The sequence below is a fragment of the Micromonospora sp. S-DT3-3-22 genome, from assembly GCF_015354745.1.
Taxonomy (GTDB): domain Bacteria; phylum Actinomycetota; class Actinomycetes; order Mycobacteriales; family Micromonosporaceae; genus Micromonospora; species Micromonospora wenchangensis.
The window spans coordinates 58,958-77,448 of the sequence record NZ_JACGMO010000018.1 but is presented as its reverse complement, the minus strand read 5'-3'; the positions used below and the strand labels follow the sequence as shown (position 1 = coordinate 77,448).

13 protein-coding genes are annotated in these 18,491 nt (G+C 74.6%); 4 read left to right on the top strand and 9 right to left on the bottom strand.

Annotation, left to right across the window (positions count from 1 at the left end):
- Positions 1-105: 105 nt before the first annotated feature.
- The 4 genes from H1A17_RS07955 to H1A17_RS07940 all read right to left on the bottom strand — a co-directional run bounded on the left by H1A17_RS07955 (position 106) and on the right by H1A17_RS07940 (position 4,036).
- Positions 106-843 (bottom strand): hypothetical protein, encoded by a 738-nt coding sequence (locus H1A17_RS07955; RefSeq protein ID WP_145920535.1) that lies wholly within the window; start codon positions 841-843, stop codon positions 106-108.
- Between the two features lie 44 nt (positions 844-887).
- On the bottom strand, positions 888-1,730 hold the full coding sequence (locus tag H1A17_RS07950; RefSeq protein ID WP_145920536.1) for an AfsR/SARP family transcriptional regulator: 843 nt from the start codon (positions 1,728-1,730) through the stop codon (positions 888-890).
- 399 nt (positions 1,731-2,129) lie between these two features.
- A complete protein-coding gene (locus H1A17_RS07945) occupies positions 2,130-3,452 on the bottom strand; it encodes an NAD(P)/FAD-dependent oxidoreductase (protein WP_194821513.1) in 1,323 nt (440 codons plus the stop codon).
- Complete coding sequence (locus tag H1A17_RS07940; protein WP_194821512.1) at positions 3,452-4,036, bottom strand: 4'-phosphopantetheinyl transferase superfamily protein; 585 nt, start codon at positions 4,034-4,036, stop codon at positions 3,452-3,454. Before H1A17_RS07940 ends, H1A17_RS07945 begins: the two co-directional genes overlap by 1 nt.
- Positions 4,037-4,257: 221 nt before the next feature.
- Here H1A17_RS07940 and H1A17_RS07935 point away from each other — a divergent pair, with 221 nt between their 5' ends.
- Positions 4,258-5,277 (top strand): methyltransferase, encoded by a 1,020-nt coding sequence (locus H1A17_RS07935; RefSeq protein WP_194821511.1) that lies wholly within the window; start codon positions 4,258-4,260, stop codon positions 5,275-5,277.
- Between the two features lie 39 nt (positions 5,278-5,316).
- Here the strand turns inward: H1A17_RS07935 and H1A17_RS07930 are convergent, their stop codons facing one another.
- The 4 genes from H1A17_RS07930 to H1A17_RS07915 are packed head-to-tail and all read right to left on the bottom strand — an operon-like array spanning position 5,317 to position 9,416.
- On the bottom strand, positions 5,317-6,246 hold the full coding sequence (locus H1A17_RS07930; RefSeq protein ID WP_145920540.1) for an acyl-CoA thioesterase II: 930 nt from the start codon (positions 6,244-6,246) through the stop codon (positions 5,317-5,319).
- Positions 6,243-7,502, bottom strand: coding sequence for a glycosyltransferase (locus tag H1A17_RS07925; protein WP_145920541.1), 1,260 nt, complete (start codon positions 7,500-7,502; stop codon positions 6,243-6,245). The genes H1A17_RS07930 and H1A17_RS07925 overlap by 4 nt, the downstream gene beginning before the upstream one ends.
- Positions 7,465-8,385, bottom strand: coding sequence for an SDR family oxidoreductase (locus H1A17_RS07920; protein WP_194821510.1), 921 nt, complete (start codon positions 8,383-8,385; stop codon positions 7,465-7,467). The genes H1A17_RS07925 and H1A17_RS07920 overlap by 38 nt, the downstream gene beginning before the upstream one ends.
- Positions 8,382-9,416, bottom strand: coding sequence for a ketoacyl-ACP synthase III family protein (locus H1A17_RS07915; protein ID WP_168222523.1), 1,035 nt, complete (start codon positions 9,414-9,416; stop codon positions 8,382-8,384). The genes H1A17_RS07920 and H1A17_RS07915 overlap by 4 nt, the downstream gene beginning before the upstream one ends.
- A 278-nt stretch (positions 9,417-9,694) precedes the next feature.
- Here H1A17_RS07915 and H1A17_RS07910 point away from each other — a divergent pair, with 278 nt between their 5' ends.
- Positions 9,695-9,973, top strand: a complete 279-nt coding sequence (locus H1A17_RS07910) for an acyl carrier protein (RefSeq protein ID WP_145920544.1) — start codon at positions 9,695-9,697, stop codon at positions 9,971-9,973.
- A gap of 177 nt (positions 9,974-10,150) precedes the next feature.
- On the opposite strand, the gene H1A17_RS07905 is transcribed toward H1A17_RS07910, so the two are convergent.
- Complete coding sequence (locus tag H1A17_RS07905) at positions 10,151-16,621, bottom strand: type I polyketide synthase (RefSeq protein ID WP_194821509.1); 6,471 nt, start codon at positions 16,619-16,621, stop codon at positions 10,151-10,153.
- 345 nt (positions 16,622-16,966) lie between these two features.
- Here H1A17_RS07905 and H1A17_RS07900 point away from each other — a divergent pair, with 345 nt between their 5' ends.
- Positions 16,967-17,788 carry a glycosyltransferase domain-containing protein gene (locus H1A17_RS07900; protein WP_145920546.1) on the top strand — a complete coding sequence of 274 codons (822 nt, stop codon included), beginning with the start codon at positions 16,967-16,969 and terminating at the stop codon, positions 17,786-17,788.
- Entirely contained in the window at positions 17,785-18,483 is a 699-nt protein-coding gene (locus H1A17_RS07895) for a class I SAM-dependent methyltransferase (RefSeq protein WP_309236728.1), read from the top strand. The genes H1A17_RS07900 and H1A17_RS07895 overlap by 4 nt, the downstream gene beginning before the upstream one ends.
- Positions 18,484-18,491 lie beyond the last annotated feature (8 nt).

Genomic DNA, 18,491 nt, shown 5'->3' with positions numbered 1-18,491 from the left:
GGCCGCCGACTCCGGTGGCCCGGCCGCCGTCCGGGCCGCGCCGACCTGTCCCGACGCCCCGGTTGGCCGGGCGGGGCGTCCGGTCGACGAGCGGCCGGGCCGGCGTCAGCCGACCACCGCCACCCCCGACTGCGACTCCCCGAACTCCCAGCCCGCCAGCAGCTTGCGCCGGCCGGCGAGGGCCGAGGTGCCGGTCGGCCACTCGGTCGCGCCCAGGTAACGGGCGCCCGCGGCCCGCGACCAGAACGGCTCCAGGCAGTGCAGGCTCAGGTGGTCCCGCAGCTGCGGCGGCTCGACCTGCGCCAGCGCCGCCGCCCACTCCTGCTCGACCCGCCGGTGGTCGCCCGGCCCGATCGGGAGCAGCTCCGGCAGCCGGTGGGTGAACGTCGCCATCCGCATGGCGTCGTGGACGGTGCCGTCGGTGGCCAGGCGCAGCAGCGCCGAGAGCCGGTAGTTCCACCGGCGCGCCGACTCCGCCGTCAGGTCGAGGCCGTGCCGGTCGATCAGCGCACCCAGGTCGACGCCGCGCACGAGCAGGTCCGCGTCGACCGCCCGGACGTCGGCGAGGAACGCCGCCGGCAGCACGTCGTCGGCCCACTCGACCGCGAACAGCGAGTTCGCCAGGTCGAACTCCCAGCCGAGGGCGGCATGGTCGTCGTCGAGGTAGCAGGCGTCGACGTCGGGCACCGTGACCGGAGCCGACGAGGCGAGGGCGTCGGGGGTGAGCCAGCCCGCCGGGAGCAGGAACTCGTCGAGGGTGTCCCCGCCGAAGTAGGCGTCGTGCGGGCCGGCAGGAAGATCGGACCGCCCGAGCAGGGCGGCGAAGGCAAACGTCAGATCCACCCCGGCAGTCTGCCCCAGGGATACGACACGGCGGGTGGGGGCGGTTACCGGGTCCGGGGCCGCTGGAGGGCGAGGTGGTCGAGCAGTTGGGTCAGCCCGTCGTCCCGGGGCGCCACCTCCAGCGCCGGATCGTCCGCGAGGACCGCCTGTTGGAGCAGGTGCAGCCGCTTCGACGGCTCCAGCCCCAGTTCCTCCACCATGGAGGTGCGCAGCCGGTGGAAGACCACCAGGGCCTCGCGTCGCTGGCCGCTACGGTGCAACGCGACCATCAGCTGCGCGCACAGGTTCTCGTTGAGCCCGTGCTCGGCGATGAGCAGGGTGAGTTCGGCCAGCACGTCCTGGTGGTGACCGAGCCGCATGCGGGCCTCGATGCACTGTTCGACGGTGGTGAGCCGGGTCTGTTCCAGCGCCTTGAGGCGGGGCTCGGCCACGGTGCCGGCGCGCACGTCGGCGAGCGCCGGGCCACGCCAGAGCGCGCAGGCGCGCACCAGCAGCGCCGCCGCGTCGACGTTCTCGCCGGCCGCCAGGGCGCGTCGACCGGCCGAGGCGAGCTGCTCGAACAGGCGCAGGTCGAACTCGTCGGGACCGACCCGGAGCACGTAGCCGCCGGGGACGGTGACCAGCACCCGCTTGGCCACCTCGGAGACCGGGACGTCGAGCAGGCCGGCGAAGCACTTGCGGATCTGGAGCACGTACGTCTGGAGCGTGGTCAGCGCGCTGACCGGTGGGGACGCGCCCCACAGGTCCTGGATCAGCGCGGAGACCGGCACGGTCTGGTCCGCGTTGAGCAGCAGCAGGCCCAGCACGCTGCGGGGCTTCGGGGCGGTCGGTGTGGCGGTGTGACCGGCGTGGGCGAGCACGAGCGGTCCCAGGATCTGGATTTCCATGGCCTCTCCCCCAGAGAACGAGCTGCCTTCGTCCCGACGTGCCGCTGCGGGGGACCGAACGACAGCGGAAACCGCACCAATCTGCATAGACAGGCGTCAGTTACATGCGGCATTCACGTCTTTTCGCGTCGCAGTGGTACGACGTTCGACTGAGAGGCTAGCCGGTTTCCGGACGACCGTCGTCGATTGTTCGAACCATCTTCGAGGACCGATAGGAACTTCGAGGTCAGACCCCCTGGCGAAGCGAAAAAACAGGGCCTGGCGGGGACCCGGGCCGGGCGGCGGTCCCGGTGCCGTCGGCGGCCATCCGGCCACACATCGACATCATTGCTGGTCTTCATTAAAAATGGGATGTGTCGCCCCGAAGGGTCCCGACTGCCGCGCTTCGGGCGGGCAGGTTCAGGGTCGGCGCAGCGCCGCCGCCCCGACCCGCCAGAGGATGTCCGGGCGGCGCAGCCGGGCGGGGCCGGCCGTCAGGTTGACGACCTCCAGGAAGGCCCGGTGCACCACCTCGTCGGTCACGGTGGCGTGCTGCACCGCCTCGGCCAGGCCACGCCGCAGCCGCCAGCCGAACGGTCGGGCGACGGTCACGTGCGGCAGGTAGCAGTCCTGCGCGGCGGAGAAGTCCCAGGCGTCGTCCACCACCGCCCGGACCCGCCGGAAGTACCCGTGCGCCGGCCGGTCCACCGCGCCGGGCTCGGCGAGCCACTCGGCGAGCGCGACCGCCTGCACGGCCGCCACCGAGATGCCCTGGCCGTAGGTCGGGTTGAACGAGGCGACCGCGTCGCCGATCGCCACCAGGCCGGCCGGGAACCGGTCCAGCCGGTCGAAGTCGCGGCGGACGCTGTCCGGGAAGCGGTGCACGTACACCTCGCTGGCCGGCTCGCACGCGTCCGGCAACAGCCGCAGCGGGGTGGCCGGGTTCGACCGGCAGCGCTCCAGGAACCCGCCCAGGTCGCGGCCCGGCCGCCGGTCGCCGTAGCCGCTGACCAGCGTCAGCCAGCGGTCACCCTCGACGGGGGTCATCGAGCTGGGGCCGGTGCGCGCCCGGCTCGGCGTGTGGACCGAGTACACCGCCACGTGCCCGGCCAGCCGCTGGCCGGGTTCCCGGTGGAACAGGCAGGTGGCGTAGCCGAGGTCGAGGGCCATCCGGCGCTTGTCGGGCGCGGGGTAGCCGAGCCGGCCGAGCCAGTCGGCGAGCCGGCTGGACCGCCCGGTGGCATCCACCACGAGGTCCGCCCCGTGCCGCTGGGCGTCGGTGCGGCCCGGTGGCCGGACCAGCGCGCCGTCGACCCGGCCGGCGGTGGCGGTGAGCCCGACGGCGGTCCCTGCGACCAGGGCCACGTTGGGCAGCGCGAGGACCCGCCGACGGAGGTGCCATTCCAGGAACGGCCGGGACACGCTGACCACGCTGCCGCCGCGTACCGGGACCTTGGCCCGGCCGTTGAGGAACCACTGCGCGCCGCCGGGGCCGCTGGTGACCAGTTGACCGCCCTCGCGCACCATCTGCCGCACGACGCCGGGCAGCAGCCGGTCGATGACGGTCCGGCCCCGGCCGAGCAGGGTGTGCGCCTGACTGCCGTGCGGCGCGCCACGGCGGATCACCGGGGCGTCCACCAGCTGGTCGGGCTCGACGATCCACACCTGGTCGGCGTGGTCGGCCAGGACCCGGGCGGCGACCATGCCGGCGACGCTGCCGCCGAGGACGAGAGCGGTCCGCATCAGCGACCGACGGCCGGCCGTGGGGGGCCGGGCCACGCCGGCGCGCGGGCCACCGCGAGCACGTGACCGGGCAGTTCCCGGTGGGTCACCAGGACGCCGGGGGCGTCGACGGCGGGCCGCCACGCCGGTGGTGCCGGCGGCGCGGTGCGCCAGCGCAGCAGTCGGCCGCCGCGCAGCCCGGTGCCGTACAGCTTGGCCACCGCCTCCTTGCCGGTCCACAGCGCCAGGAAGTCGACGCCGAGCCGTTCCACCGGCCGCCCGCGCAGCCAGTCGGTGTCCTCCGGGGCGAACCACCGCCGGCTCAGCGGCAACGCGGGCAACGGGCGCAGCGCCTCCACGTCGACGCCGACCGGTCCGTGTCGGGACACCGCAACCGCCACCAGGCCACGGGTGTGGCTGACGCTGGTGTGCCAGCCGGTGGCGACGCCGCGCAGCACCGGCGCGCCCGTCGCCGTGTGCGCCACCGCGACCGCGGCCGGCGGGGCGCCGGCCATCGCCGCGGCCGTCTCGACGAGCAGCGCACGGGCCGTAGCCCGCCCGTCGTCCACCGTGCGGCGCAGCCGCACCACCAGGTCAGCCGGCACGACGGCACGCCGCGACAACCGTACGCCCCGGGTGGCAGGCGGACCAATCGACCGCAGCGAGCGCACCCATTCGATCCCCCACGGCTCCCCATTGACGACAATTGTCAGCGCGCCCTGGTTGATGCGAGGATGACCGGGCCGAAATCGACCATACCGAGGCGCCTGCGGGCCCGGCCCGCACTTCTCTGGACATTCACTAGAGTCTCAGTGGAGGGCCATCCGTGGCGCGTGACGACGACTACTTCCGCAAGCGGCTGCTGAACGTCCTCTGTGCCACCTGGACGGCGCAGGCGTGTTCGGTGTTCGCCCTGCTCGGTCTGGCCGACCGGATCGCCGCGGGCACCACCGGAGGTGCCGAACTGGCGGCCGTCGCCGGGGTGGACCCGGTGGCGTTGCGCCGGCTGCTCGCCGCGCTCGCCGACGCGGGCGTCCTGCGCCAGACCGGTCCCGACGACTTCACCCTGTCCGGCATGGGGGAATACCTACGCACCGACGCCCCCGGTTCGGTCCGCGACACGGCCGTGCTGTACGGCCAGGAGGTCTTCGCCTCGTTCGCCGGCCTGCTCGACACCGTACGCACCGGCCGGCCGGCCTTCACCGACCGCTTCGGGGAATCCTTCTACCAGTACCTGGGCGGGCACCCGGAGCTGGCGGCGACGTTCAACGGGGCGATGTCCACCGCCCCGGAGCCGCCGCCACCCCCCGCACGGCTGTTCGACGACGCCCGTACGGTGGTGGACCTCGGCGGCGGCGACGGCGGCCTGCTCGCCGATCTCCTGCGGGCCCGTCCCGAACTGCGCGGGGTCCTCGTCGAGTTGCCCGAGGCCGCCGCCCGGGGACGTGTCCGGCTCGCCGCCGCCGGGGTCCTGGACCGGGTCGACGTCGTCGTCGGCAGCTTCTTCGACCGGGTGCCCGCCGGCGGGGACCGGTACGTGCTGCGGCGGGTCCTGCACAACTGGGACGACGGGAACGTCGCCCGGGTGCTGTCCCGGGTGCGCGCGGCGATACCGGCCGGGGCGCGGCTGCTGGTGCTGGAGGAGTTGCTGCCGGCGCAGCCGCAGCGGGTCGGGGCCGGCGCGGGCACCTGGGGGGCACCCCGCAACCGGATCGTGGATCTGCTGATGCTGGTCCTGATGGAGGGCCGGGACCGCACCGCGGCGGAGTACGGCCGGCTCCTCGCCGACGCCGGTTTCGCCGTCGCGGGCGTCACCGACGGCGCGATCGAGGCGGTCCCCGTCTGAGCGCGGCGGCGGGCCGTCCCGGGTCCGTCGCTTCCCGGCTCACCGGGCGGGCCGGGTCAGCAGCAGACCCTCCTGGGCCACCGTGGCCACCAGGTCGCCGTCGCGCGCGTACAGGCGTCCGGTCGCCAGGCCGCGACCGGCGGCGGCCCACGGGCTGTCGCAGTCGTACAGCAGCCACTCGTCGGCCCGGCAGGGCCGGTGGAACCACACCGTGTGGTCGATGCTGACGCCGAGGTCACCCGGGCCCCACTCGGTCGCGTGCCCGGCCACCATCGCGCTGAGCAGCAGGGGCAGATCGGAGATGAGCACCAGCGCGCCGACGTGCAGCGGCACGTCGTCGGGCATCCTCCCGGCCACCCGTACCCAGGCCCGGCGGTGCGCCTCGCCCGCCCGTTCCCCGGCGGTCCGCTCCCCGGGCGGCGGGCCGAGGTACCTGGTGTCGAACGCGAAGAGCATGTCCTGCACGGCGGCCAGCCGGGCGGGCGCGTCGGCGAGGAGTTCGGTCAGGGTCGGCACCTCGTCCGGGGGCGGGACCTCGGGCGCCGACGGCCCGTGCGCCGGCCCGCCGCCGGGATCGTGGAACGAGGCGGTCAGGAAGAAGATCGGGGTGTCGCGCTGGAGGGCGACCACCCGTCGGGTGGAGATGGACGGGCCGTCGCGGAGGCTCTCGACCAGGTAGGTGACGGGCCTGCGGCTGTCGCCCGGCCGGGTGAAGTAGGCGTGCAGCGAGTGCACCGGTCGACCGGGGCGCACGGTGTGCGCGGCGGCGGTCAACGCCTGTGCGGCGATCAGTCCCCCGTACCGGCGGGTGGTTCCCCGCGACGTACCGCGACCGGAGTACACCCCCGCGACGGGTACCAGCCGGTCCGTGGTGACCGTCGCGGGTTCGACAGGTGCCAGGTCGAGCAGCCCGACCACCTCCGCGACGGCCGCCCGGCCACGGTCGGGGGCGGTCGCTGCGCCGTTCATGCGGCGAGATACCTGTCGACCTCGTCGGCGGCGACGGGCGTGCCGTGGGGTTCCGCGCGCATCAGCTCGCCGAGTTGTGCCGCGCGCCGCCGCAGCGGACCGGTGGTCAGGCGGGACATGCCCGAGAGCAGCACGTCCTCGGACAGGTCGGTGAACCGCACGTGCACACCGGCGCCGAGCCGTTCCAGCTGGCGGCCCCAGAACGGCTGGTCGGCGTACGAGGAGCAGACCATCGTGGGGATGCCGGCGCGTACGCCGGCGGCGGTGATGCTGGCGCTGCCGTGGTGCACCACCATGGCGCAGTGCGGCAGCACCAGGTCGTAGTCCACGTAGGGCACCACCCGCAGCTCCGGTGACGTGGACGGCGCGAGCCCGGACAGGCCCCAGCCGGTGGCCACCAGGGCACGCAGACCCAGCGACCGGCAGACCCGCCTGATCGCCGCCATCATCGCGGCCGGGTCCGACACGTGCGTGCTGCCGAACGTCACCAGGGCCGGTGGTTCGCCCGCCGCCAACCACCGCGCCAGCTCAGGGTCGAGTGTGGACATGCCGGCACGGTCCAGGTCGACCGGGGTCAGCCGGAGGTCACCGACGATCGGGCGGTAGGCGTCCCAGGTCAGGCCGGGCACCAGGGTGGGACTGTAGCCCTGAAGTTCCAGCGGTCGCCGCAGCTGCTTCGGGGGCGGCGGCATCTCCGGGAGCCCGAGCCGGCGACGGAACTGGAACATCAGGTCGCGCCGGTACCGCCAGGCCCGTCGGGTGTAGTGCAGGTAGGTCGCCCGGTTCGCCGCGGCGGTCGGCAGCGGATCGACGGCCACCAGCGGATGCGGCACCACGTCGTTCGGCCGGGACGGTGTGAGGTCGTACGCGACGAGGGGGACGTCGTACGCCTCGGCCAGCGCCGCGGCCCACTGCTCGCTGACCACGGCGCAGACGATGGCCTCACTGCCGGCGGTGAGTTCGATCGCCTCGTCGCCGAACCGGCGACCGTAGTCCCGGTACGCCTCGATCGTGATCTGGAGGAACGAGTCGAGGTTGCTCTTGGTGACCCATTCCCGGCCACGCTCGGTCTGCATCATCGACTGCTGGTTCCAGCCGACCGGCACCACGTCGAGCCCCAACTGTCGGGGCAGGTCGACCAGGTTCAGTGACGCCGCGAGGCGTACCTCGTGGCCGTGGCGGGCCAGCTCGGCGGCGAGCGCCGTCAGCGGATAGACGTCACCGCGGCTGCCGAGCGCCAGGACGGTGATACGCATCGTCGCTCCCCTCCGGTCCTCGGTGCGGCGTCGACCCGTCGCCGGTGTTCAGGTCGGTGGAGACCGCGATCTGCCGCTGGTCCTCCAGTTCCGCCAGGCGCGCGGTCAGTCCGCGCCGGATCGTGGCGTACGCGTCGCTGCCGAGCGCGAGCCGCAGCGGGGCGGTCGGCCCGGTGGCGACGTCGACCACGGCGGCGGCCATCTTCGCCAGGTCGCCACGGCACGGCAGGCGGCCGTCCTGCGCCCGGCGACGCAGGATCGCCGCCGGGGTGCCCGCGTAGCCGGGCGACGCGGTGGTCAGCTCCTTGCTCCGCCCGAAGAACCCGGTGCGCACGGTGCCGGGCTCGACGATCGTCACGCCTATCCCGAAGCCCTTCACCTCGGCGGCCAGCGACTCGAAGAAGCCCTCCACGCCCCACTTGGTGGCGCAGTAGACGGCCGTGCCGGGTGACCCCCGTTGCCCGGCCATGCTCGAAATCTGGATGATCCGCCCGCCGCCCTGCGCGCGCAGGTACGGCAGCGCCGCCTGGGCCAGGTGGATGGGCCCGGTGAGGTTCGTCCGGATCTGCCGGTCGACCTGCTCGCCGCTGGCCTCCTCGGCGGCGCCGACGAGCGCGTACCCGGCGTTGCTGACCACCACGTCGAGGCGGCCGAGCGCGTGGGCGGCGTCGTCGACCACCTGCCGGATGCGTTCCGGGTCGGTGACGTCCAGTCGCGCCGTCCACAGGGTCCCCGACGCGGGGGGCCGCAGGTCGGCCAGGGTACGCGGATCGCGGGCGGTGGCCGCCACCGTCTCGCCCCGGGCGAGCAGTTCGGTCACCAGCGCCCGGCCGAGCCCTGCCGAGCTGCCGGTGACGAGCCAGGTACGCGGGGACGCGGTCATGCCCCGGCCCACTCCGGGACGTCCAGGATCTCCAGGACCGCGCAGGACAGGGTGGCCGGCGCGCCCCCGTACAGCAGCAGGTGGTCGCCGGCGGTGAGCTGCCCGGTGACCAGCAGGTGGTTGAGGGAGAGCAGCTGGTCGCTCGCGCCGGTGTGTCCGACGCCGCGCCCGAACTGCCAGGTGGTGCGCTCCATCGTGATGCCCAGCGGCTCCACCAGATCGTGCTGCACCATGTACGCCGCCGCGTTTCCGCAGATGAACCGGGTCATGTCGGCCAGCTTGCGGTCCGCCTCGTCGAGCGTGCGTTCGATCAGGTCGAGCCGGGCCCGGTTGCGCAGTTCGGCGGCGTCGGTCAGCGACATCACGTTGGTGCGGAAGTACTCGGCACGTTCGCGCATGTCGATCGTGCGGCCCTGGCCCGCCGCCGGCGGGTACAGCGGCTCACCGCCCCGGTACAGCGGTTCCACCTCGGGCACCGCGACGCTGCCCACGGCGCGCAGCCGGGCGAAGCCGTGGTCGCGGTCCAGCAGCAGCGCACTGCCGGCGTCGCCCAGGATGAACCCGGGTGCCGAGTTCCATCTGTCGATCAGCGGTGAGCCGAGGTTCTCGGCCGTGGTCACCAGCACCGTCCGGCCCGTCGCCGCGCCGGCCAGGTGCCCGGCGGCGATCTCCAGCGCCGCGAACACGCCGTTGCAGCCCAACCGGACCTCGAACGCGGGGGCCGCCGTACCGACGACCTCCCGCTGGATGTACGGGCCGGGCAGCCACATCTCCGGACCCTGGTGATAGATGGAGGCGTGCAGCAGCAGGCCGATCCCGGCCGGGTCGGCGGCGGCGCGGGTCAGCGCCTGGCGGGCCGCGTGCACCGCCATCTCCGGCGGTGAGACGTCCCCGGCGACGCAGGCGCCCGTCAGCCGGTTCTCCAGGTAGGCGGCCGGGCTGTAGTCGCCGCGCCGGGCGGCCTGGCCGGCGTCGGTCACGGGCGGTTGGAAGACACCCAGCCCGGACAGGTGAACGTTGGTGATCTTCAACCGCGTCTCCCGGGTCGGCCGGCCATGGCGCCACGTCCGCCTTTGGCAAGGACTGTAGTGGCCCCGCGCGGGGAGGCGGTGCACCCGAACTCGACGCCGGACTGAGAACTGCTCGAATTCCGCCGCCGCTCCGACTTCAGCACCCGTGGAGGCCATTTTCGGCGCATTGACCGGCGCAAGTGTCCGTTGATAACTTCGGCCCACTCATTTCGGAAATATGTCGTCGACCGACGCCGACCCCGCCGCCCCACGCCAGCCGAGAGGAAGGTAGCTCAACCATGTCAGCCGACGAGGTCCTGGCGTTCACCATGCAGGCGCTGCGCGAGATGAACTTCTACACCGACGACACCGGCCCCGACTCGATGCTCGGGCCGTCCGGTGTGGACCTCGACTCGCTCGCCGTGTCCGAGCTCGCGCTGCGGGTCGAGGACCAGTTCGGCGTGACGTTCGACGACGACGACATCGAGACGCTCGCCATCATGACGCTGGGCGAGTTCGCCGCGGAGGTGGCCCGCCGGGCGGAGCTGATCCCGCAGGCCGACGCGGCGCGCGGCTGACGGCCTACCGGGCGACCGGCGACACCCGACGTACGACCCGGTGGCGGTGACCGGCACGTCCGCGGTCACCGCCATCCCCCGTGCCGGGACCCGGCCGCGCCGTGAGCGAGGCCGGCGTCGGAGCCGGCGGACGGCTGCGCGGGGCGACCCGCCGCACCACCCACCGGCCCGGCCCGGTCAGCGGCGGCCGGCCCCGCCCAGTTGGCTGAACACCTCGCCGGCCAGGTCGGCGACGCTGTGGCCGCCGAGCATCTTCGCGATCGGTAGCAGCATGCCCAGGTCACGCTGGACCCGGGTACGGACCTCCACGGCCATCAGCGAGTCCAGGCCCTGCCGCTTGAGCGGACGCCGGGGGTGCACCTGCGCCGACGGCATGCCCAGCACCTCGGCGAGGACCCGGGCCAGGTAGCGCTCCACGGCGTCCCGGTCGGTCAGCGTGCCCGCCACCCCGGGCCCCACCCCCGCCGGCCCCACCGGTCCGGCACGCGTCTCCCCGGGGTCCGCAGGTGTGGCGTCGGTGACCGTGGCGACCGCGGCCACGGGTCGCGCCGGGGGCGGGGAGGCCGGCGGCGGCGACCCGGGTACGACGGGAGGCGGGGCGGTGGGGACGGCGGCAGGGGTGGGGGCGGCGGCGGGATCGGCGAGCAGCTCACGTAGCAGTGGCGAGGTCGCCGCGTCCGGGTGCGCGCTCGCCCACTGCCGCCAGTCCGCCGGCAGCACCACGCCGTGGGTGGCGTCGCGGGCCAGCAGCAGGCGCAGCGCCTCGATGCCCTCCCGGGGGCTGAACGTGTCCATTCCGGCCGGGTTGATCGCCCGGCCCTGCTCCCGCCCGACCCGCGCGGGCATGCCGACCGACCAGAAGCCCCAGTTCACGCTGAGCGCGGTCAGCCCGGCGAGCCGGCGCTGGTCGGCAAGCGAGTCCAGGGCGGCGTTCGCGGCCGCGTACGCCCCGAGCATCGGGGAGCTGAGCACCGCCGAGCCGGAGGAGAACAGCACGAAGAAGTCCAGCGGCTGCTCGGCGAAGAGCCGGTGCAGCACGGCCGCGCCGGTGACCTTCGGGCGCAGGACCGCCGACAGGGTCCGGTCGTCCAGTTCGGACAGGGCCCGGTACTCGACGACCCCGGCGGCGTGCACCACACCCCGGATCGCCACACCGTCCTGACCGTGCCGCTCCACGACCGTCCGCATCGCCTCCCCGTCGGCCACGTCGACCGCCTCGTACGCCACCCGCACCCCGTGCCGCCGCAGCTCCGCCAGCCAGTCCGCGCCGCCGGTCCCGGAAAGCGGGGTACGCCCGGTGAGCACGATGTGCCGGGCCCCCTCGCGGACCAGCCAGTCGGTGACCACCCGGCCGAGGTCGCCGAGCCCGCCGGTCACCAGGTAGCCGGCGGTCGGATCGATCCGGACCGGCCGGTGCGGGACCGGGGGTGCGGCGGGCCGGGGCGCGGACAGCTCCCCGACGGACACCAGCACCTTGCCGATGTGCCGGGCCTGGGCCATGTGCCGGAACGCGCCGACCAGGTCGGTCGCGGGGAAGACGCGGTGCGGCAGCGGTTCGAGCAGACCGGCCTGCACCAGGGCCAGGGCCTCCTCAAGGATCGCGCCGAGCCGGCGCGGTTCGTTGAGCCCGAGGTCCACCACGTCGACCACGAAGAACGAGGCCCCGCGCGCCAACAGCCGCAGGTCCAGCCGGGTGCCCTCGACCAGGTCACGCCGGCTCAGCTCGACGTAGCGCCCCCGGTCGGCCAGCAGCTCCACGCTGCGCAGCAGGCCCTCCCCCGCCTGCGTGTTGAGCACCACGTCGACGCCCTCGCCCCGGGTGGCGTCCCGGATCTCGTCGGCGAAGCCGGTGCTCCGCGAGTCGGACACGTGCGCGACGCCCATCATCCGCAGCAGCGCGCGCTTGTCCGGGCTGCCCGCCGTGGCGTACACCTCGGCACCGCGCCAGCGGGCCACCTGCACCGCGGCCAGGCCCACCCCGCCGGTGGCGTGGTGGATCAGCACCCGTTCGCCGGGCCGCACCTGCGCCAGGTGCACCAGCGAGTGGTACGCGGTGACCAGGGCCACCGGCACGGTGGCGGCCTCCTGCGGGGTGAGCCGGGCCGGCCGCCGGCGCACCAGGTGCGCGTCGACGCAGAGGTGGGCGGCGGCGGGTGAGCGCAGCGAGATCGCCACCACCTCGTCGCCGGGCCGCAGTCCGGCCACACCCGGCCCGACCCGGGTGACCGTGCCGGCGCACTCGCCGATCACGGTCGCGGGCTGGTCGGACAGGCGCGGATACAGGTCCATGGCGATCAGCACGTCACGGTAGTTGAGGGCGAGGTGGTCGGCGCGGACCTCCACCTCGCCCGGCCCCGGCGGCCGGCGCGGCACCGGCACCAGGCGCACCCCGTCGAGCAGGCCGGGCGAGGTGACCTGGAGCTGGTGGGTGACGTCGGCGTCGTCCGGCCGGGCGGTGGGCACGGGCAGCAGGCGTGCGGCGTACCGCTGGCCGTCGCGCAGCGCCACCTGGTCCTCCGGCCCGACGCCGGCCAGTTCCCGGTGCAACGCGGCGGCGAGGTCGGCCGGTGACCCCGCCGGGTCCAGGTCGACGAGCACGCAGCCCAGTTCCCGGTGCTCGTGGGCGACGACCCGGCCCAGGCCCCAGAGCGCGCCCTGCCACATCGACACGGTCCGGTCGGCGTCGCGCACCCGGTGCGCGCCCCGGGTCACCAGCGACAGCCGGGGCGGCTCGGGCAGGCCGGCGTCGGCGAGCGCCCGCAGCAGCCGCAGGGCGCTGCCGCAGCCGAGGCGTTCGGCGTCCTCGGCCGCCCGCTGTGCCGGCGTGGAGCTGTCGGGCTCGATGTCCAGCGTCCAGAGGTGCACCACCTCGGTCGGAGCGAGGCCGTCGAACCCGGCCCGGACGTCGGCGATCAGCCGCCGGTACTGCGCCGGCGCGGTCGGGTCGATCTCGTACCGGTCGGCCGCCAGCCGTTGGTACCCGCTACCCGGGAACACCCGTACGTCGGCGGGCAGCGCGGCGCCGACGCCGGACCGGTCGGCGAAGACCAGGCGGCGGCCGGCGGGCCGGTGCGCATCCGGCAGCGCCGGCAGCGGCTGCCAGCGCAGCTCGTGGAACCACCCGTCGGGGTCGCGCACCGAGTCCGGGGGTTGCAGGTACTGCAGGCGCAGGCCCTCGATCTCGACGATCACCCGGCCGTCGGCGTCGGACACCACGAGGTCGCCGCAGACCGAGTCGGACCGCCAGGCGGTGACCGCGACGGCGTGCGCCCAGCCGGGGACGCCCGGGTCGGGGTGGACCGTCACGGCGTCGATGCCGCCCAGCACGAACGCCGACGACCGGTCCCCGGCCGGGATCAGCGACGCGAGGACCTGCCCGCACGCGTCCAGCAGCGCCGGGTGGCAGGTGTACCCGGCCGGGTCGACCCCGGCGGGCACCTCGATGCGGCCCAGCGCCTGCCCGTCGCCCGTCCAGAGTTCCGCGATGCCCTGGAACGCGCCCTGCCACTCGTTGCCCCGGGCGGCGAACCGGCGGTAGAAGTCGACCCCGGTCAGGTGGTCCGGGCAGGCGGCGCGTGTCGCCTCCAGCGGCAGCCGACGCCGTCCGGGCGGCGGGGTACGGTTCACCGTCGCGGTGACGTGTGTCGTCTCCGCCCCGGTCACCGCCACGTCCCAGGTGTCGGGCCCGCGCGGGGTGAACGTCGTGGACAGTGCGGGCGGCGGCTGGTCCGGGCGCAGGAACAGCGCGTCGAGGTAGCGGATGTCGCGCAGCACGGGCGTCTGCCCGCCGCAGATCCCGGCGGCGGCGGTGTGCAGCAGCTCGACGTACGCGGTGCCCGGCACGACCACGGTGCCCTGCACCCGGTGGTCGAGCAGGTACGGCTCGCGGGCCGGGTCGACGACCCGGTCCACGCGGTGCCGGTCCGGTCGTCCGGCCGGGGTCGGGGCGAGCCAGTACCGCTGGCGCTGCCACGGGTAGGACGGGAGCCGCACGTAGCGGGGCGGGGGCCCGCCGACCACCCGGTGCCAGTCGACCGGGCAGCCGGCGCGGTGCAGGGCCGCGACGGTGTCGAGCAGGCTGGCCCGTTCCGGCTCGTCGCGGCGCAGGCAGCCGACGGCCGCGCCGTCGGTCCCGGTCGCCGCCAGTGTCTCCTGGATGGCCGGCAGCAGGATGGGGTGCGGGCTGATCTCGACGAACACCGTGTCGCCCGAGCCGGCGAGGTGTGCCACCGCGGCCCCGAACCGCACCGGTTCGCGCAGGTTGCGGATCCAGTAGGCGGCGTCCCACCCGGAACCGTCGCAGGGGGCGTCGTCCACGGTGGAGTAGAGCGGGACCCGACCCGCGCGGGGGGTGACGTCGCCGAGGTCGGCCAGCAGGTCGTCGCGGAGCTGGTCCATCTGCGGGCTGTGCGAGGCGACGTCGACCCGGACCTGCCGGCAGAACACGCCGCGTTCGTCGAGGCCCGCGACGATGGTGGCCAGCGCCTGCGGGTCGCCGGAGAGGACCGTCGAGGTGGGGCTGTTGCTGACCGCCACGGAGACGAGGTGCTCGTGGCCGGCCAGGGCGGCCTGCGCGTCGGCGGCGGACAGCTCCACCGAGTACATGACGCCCTGCCCGGCGACGGTGCGCAGCAGCCGGCTGCGCCGGCAGATGACCGCGCCGGCGTCGGCGAGGCTGAGCGCGCCCGCCGCGCCCGCCGCCGCCACCTCACCCATGCTGTGCCCGACCACGTGGTCGGGCTCGATGCCCCAGTCGCGCAGCACCGCGCAGAGCGCCGTCTGCATCGCCCACAGGGTCGGCTGGACGGTGTCGATGGACGCCGGGGTGTCCGTCTCCCCGGTCAGCCTGGCCAGCAGCGACCAGCCGACCTCGGCGCGGATCACCTCGTCGCAGCGGGTGAGCGTGTCGCGGAAGACCGGTGAACGGGCCAGCAGTTCCCGGCCCATGCCGTCCCACTGCGAGCCCTGCCCGGGGAAGACGAAGACGACGACCGGCCGGTCGCCCTCCACCGGCGCGGACGCGGTGACGCCCAGCCGGGGCCGGGACTCACCGGCGGCGTACGCCCGTAGCCGCTCGACCAGGTCGTCGGGCGACGTGCCGACCACGGTCAGCCGGTTCTCGTGGTGGTCCCGGCGGGTGGCCGCGCTGAAGCACACGTCGCGCAGCGGCAGTTCCCGTCCGCCGCCGCCCGGCGCGAGGAACCGCGCGTAGTCGGTGGCGAGGGCGGTGAGCGCCTCCCGGCCGGGTGCGGAGAGCACCAGGAGCTGCGCGGCCTCCCCGTCGGGCTCGGCGGCGGGTACGGGGGTCGGTGCGGGCCGGGGGTACTCGCCGAGCACCACGTGCGCGTTGGTGCCGGAGATGCCGAACGAGCTGACCCCGACCAGGCCCGGCCGGTCGGTCTGCGGCCAGGGGGTACGCTCCCGCACCAGGCGCAGCCGCAGCCCCGCCCAGTCGACCGCGCCGGTCAGCTCGGCGGCGTGCAGGCTCGGCGGGATCTCCCGGTGCTGGAGCGCGAGCACCGCCTTGATGACGCCGGCCAGCCCGGCGGCGGCCTCGGTGTGGCCGATGTTCGTCTTGACCGAGCCGACCAGGCAGTCGGCTCGCCCGTCCCGGCCAGCGCCGGCCACCGCGCCGAGGGCGGCCAACTCCACCGGGTCACCGGCCGGAGTCCCGGTGCCGTGCGCCTCGACGTAGTCCACCAGCGCGGCGGACACGCCCGCGTCGGCGTACGCCGCGCGCAGCGTCTCCTCCTGGCCGGGTCGGGAGGGCGTGAGCAGGTATCCGCCGGACTGGCCGTCGTTGCCGACCGCGGACCCGTAGATCACGGCGTGGATGGCGTCGCCGTCGGCCTCGGCGCGGTCCAGTGGTTTGAGCACCAGCACGGCCACCCCCTCGCTGCGGACGAAACCGTCGCCGTGGGCGCTGCCGAACTTGCACCGGCCGTCGGCGGCGAGCATCCGGGCCGCCGAGAACGGGATGGTCTCCTCGGGGGCGAGGACCAGGTTCACCCCGCCGGCCAGCGCCAGTTGGGTCTCCCCGTTGCGCACGCTCTGGTAGGCCAGGTGCAGCGCCGCCAGGCTGGAGGAGCAGGCGCAGTCCACCGCCATGCTGGGGCCACGCAGGTCGAAGGCGAAGGACACCCGCCCGGCCAGGAAGCTGCGCGCGCCGCCGGTCGCCGCGTGCAGGTCCAGCACCGACGCATCGCTCAGCAGGTGCCCGTACGCCGACGACATGCCGCCGACGTAGACGCCGGTGCGGGTGGTGGACAGCCGGTCGCGGGTCAGGCCGGCGTCGGCCAGCGCCTCGGCCGCGGTCTCCAGCAGCAGCCGCTGCTGGGGGTCCATCCGTTCCGCCTCGCGGGGCGCGACGCCGAAGTAGCCGGCGTCGAACTGGTCGATCTGGTCGAGGAAGCCGCCCCGGCGGCTGACGATCCGGTTCGGTGTGCCCGGTCGCGGGTCGTGGTAGGCGTCGATGTCGTACCGGCTGGCGGGCACGTCGGTGATCGCGTCACCGCCGTCGCTGAGCAGACGCCAGAACTGCGCCAACCCGTCCGCGCCGGGGAACCGGCAGCCGATGCCCACCACGGCGACCGGTGTCCCGCCCGGCGTCGCGGCCCGCGTGCGCGCCGACTCGTCCCGTCCGGTCATCCGCCCCGCCTCTCTCGGCGTCGTGTGCTGGCTGCGACCCGAGTCTTCCGGCCACCGCTTGGGAACGACTTGAGAAACCACGGACGCCGGTGGGCAGACCCGCTCGCCTTCCGGTCGGGACCACCGGCGCGGCGTCCCACCCGGCGGGGGGCCGGCGGTGACCTCGTCCTTGAGAACGGCTCGACGACAGCTCTCGCGGGAGGCCGGGGACCGTGCCGTGGGTCGACAACGACGGTCGTGGATCGATAGTTTGGCAGCCGGTCCGTCCCGGCCCACAGGTCGGGCACCAGGGCGCATCCGGTGCGGTCCAACGGCACGAACCACCAGCACGATTGGACGCCGACCATGCGGGTCATCACCATCGCCACCGACCTCGACCACCCCTTCCTGCGGCGGCTGCTGGAGCCGTCCTGCGCGGCGGTGGGGCTCGGGCTGGTCGTCCTCCAGGGGCGGCAGAAGGGGTTCCGGCCACGGGACAAGCGGGCGCTGCTGACCGACTACCTCGCCCGGCACGTCGCACCGGACGAGCTGGTGCTGTTCACCGACGCGTACGACACCCTCCTGCTGCGCGGGGAGGAGCACATCCGCACCGCGTACGCGGGCTTCGCGCAGCGTGTCGTGTTCAGCGCCGAGCCGAACAGCTGGCCGATGGGCCCCGTCGGTCTCGCGTTGCACGAGGACCCGCCCGTCGGCCCGTACCCGTACCTCAACAGCGGCGGTTTCCTCGGGCCCGCCGGTGACATCCTCGCCCTGTGCGCGGCGTATCCGGACCCCCCGAGCGGGCGTTTCCCGCTGCTGAACCGGCTGCGGACGCACCAGGTCGACACGGACCGGTTGCACGGCACCAGCGACCAGTACTACTGGACCCTCGTCCAGCTCCTCGAACCGGACACCGTCGGGCTCGACCACGGGGCGGTCCTGTTCGAGAACTTCGCGCCGAGGGTCGGCAACTTCTGCGAGCTGAACCGCTGGACGGACGACTTCCGCACCCACGGCAGGCAGTCGGCCAGCTACCGGCGGGAACGCTCCCGGCTCCTGTCGCGGCTGCGCTCGCCCAGCGGGGCGGCCCAGGTGCACTTCGCCTCCGCCCTGGCCAAGACGGTGGTCCTCGACCTGCTCGACGAGGGTCTGCTGCCCTCCTGGCTGGTGGGGATGGTGCCACGGTGACCGGGCGACCGGAGTACGAGCAGCGCCACCGTCCGTCGCTGCAACGCAACGAGCTCCAGCGCAACGACCTGCTGGCGATGCAGGCGCTGGCCCCGCTGTCGCTGACGTACCTGCCGTGGAGCGCGAGCGCCATGCGCCCGAGCGGGGTCGTCGCGGTGCTCAACGAGATCATGGTGAACCGGCGGCGGTGCGTCGTCGAACTGGGCGGCGGGGTCTCCACCTTCTATCTCGGCCGGCTGCTGCGGCGGCGCGGCGGGCACCTGTGGACCGTGGAGCACGACGGGCGCTGGGCGGAGCTGCTCGGTCAGGAACTGGCCGACGAGGGCCTGGCCGACGTGGTGACCGTGGTGCACGCCCCCCTGGCGCCGGTGCCGGCGTCGTGGCCGGGCGAGGAGCCGACCTGGTACGCGCAGGAGCGGCTACGGGAGATGACGGCGGGCCGGCCCGTCGACCTGCTCCTCGTGGACGGGCCGCCCGCCCACCGGGCCGGGTACGCGCACGCCCGGTATCCCGCCGGTCCCTTCTTCGCGCCGCTGCTCGCCGAGGACTTCGCCGTCGTGCTCGACGACATCGACCGGCAGGGTGAGCAGGACATCATGCGGTGCTGGGAGGAGGAGCTGGGGGTGACGTTCGAGCACCGCCTGACCAACGGCCGGATCGGCATCGGCCGGCCCGGCCCCGCGTTCACGGTGTGAGCCGGGCC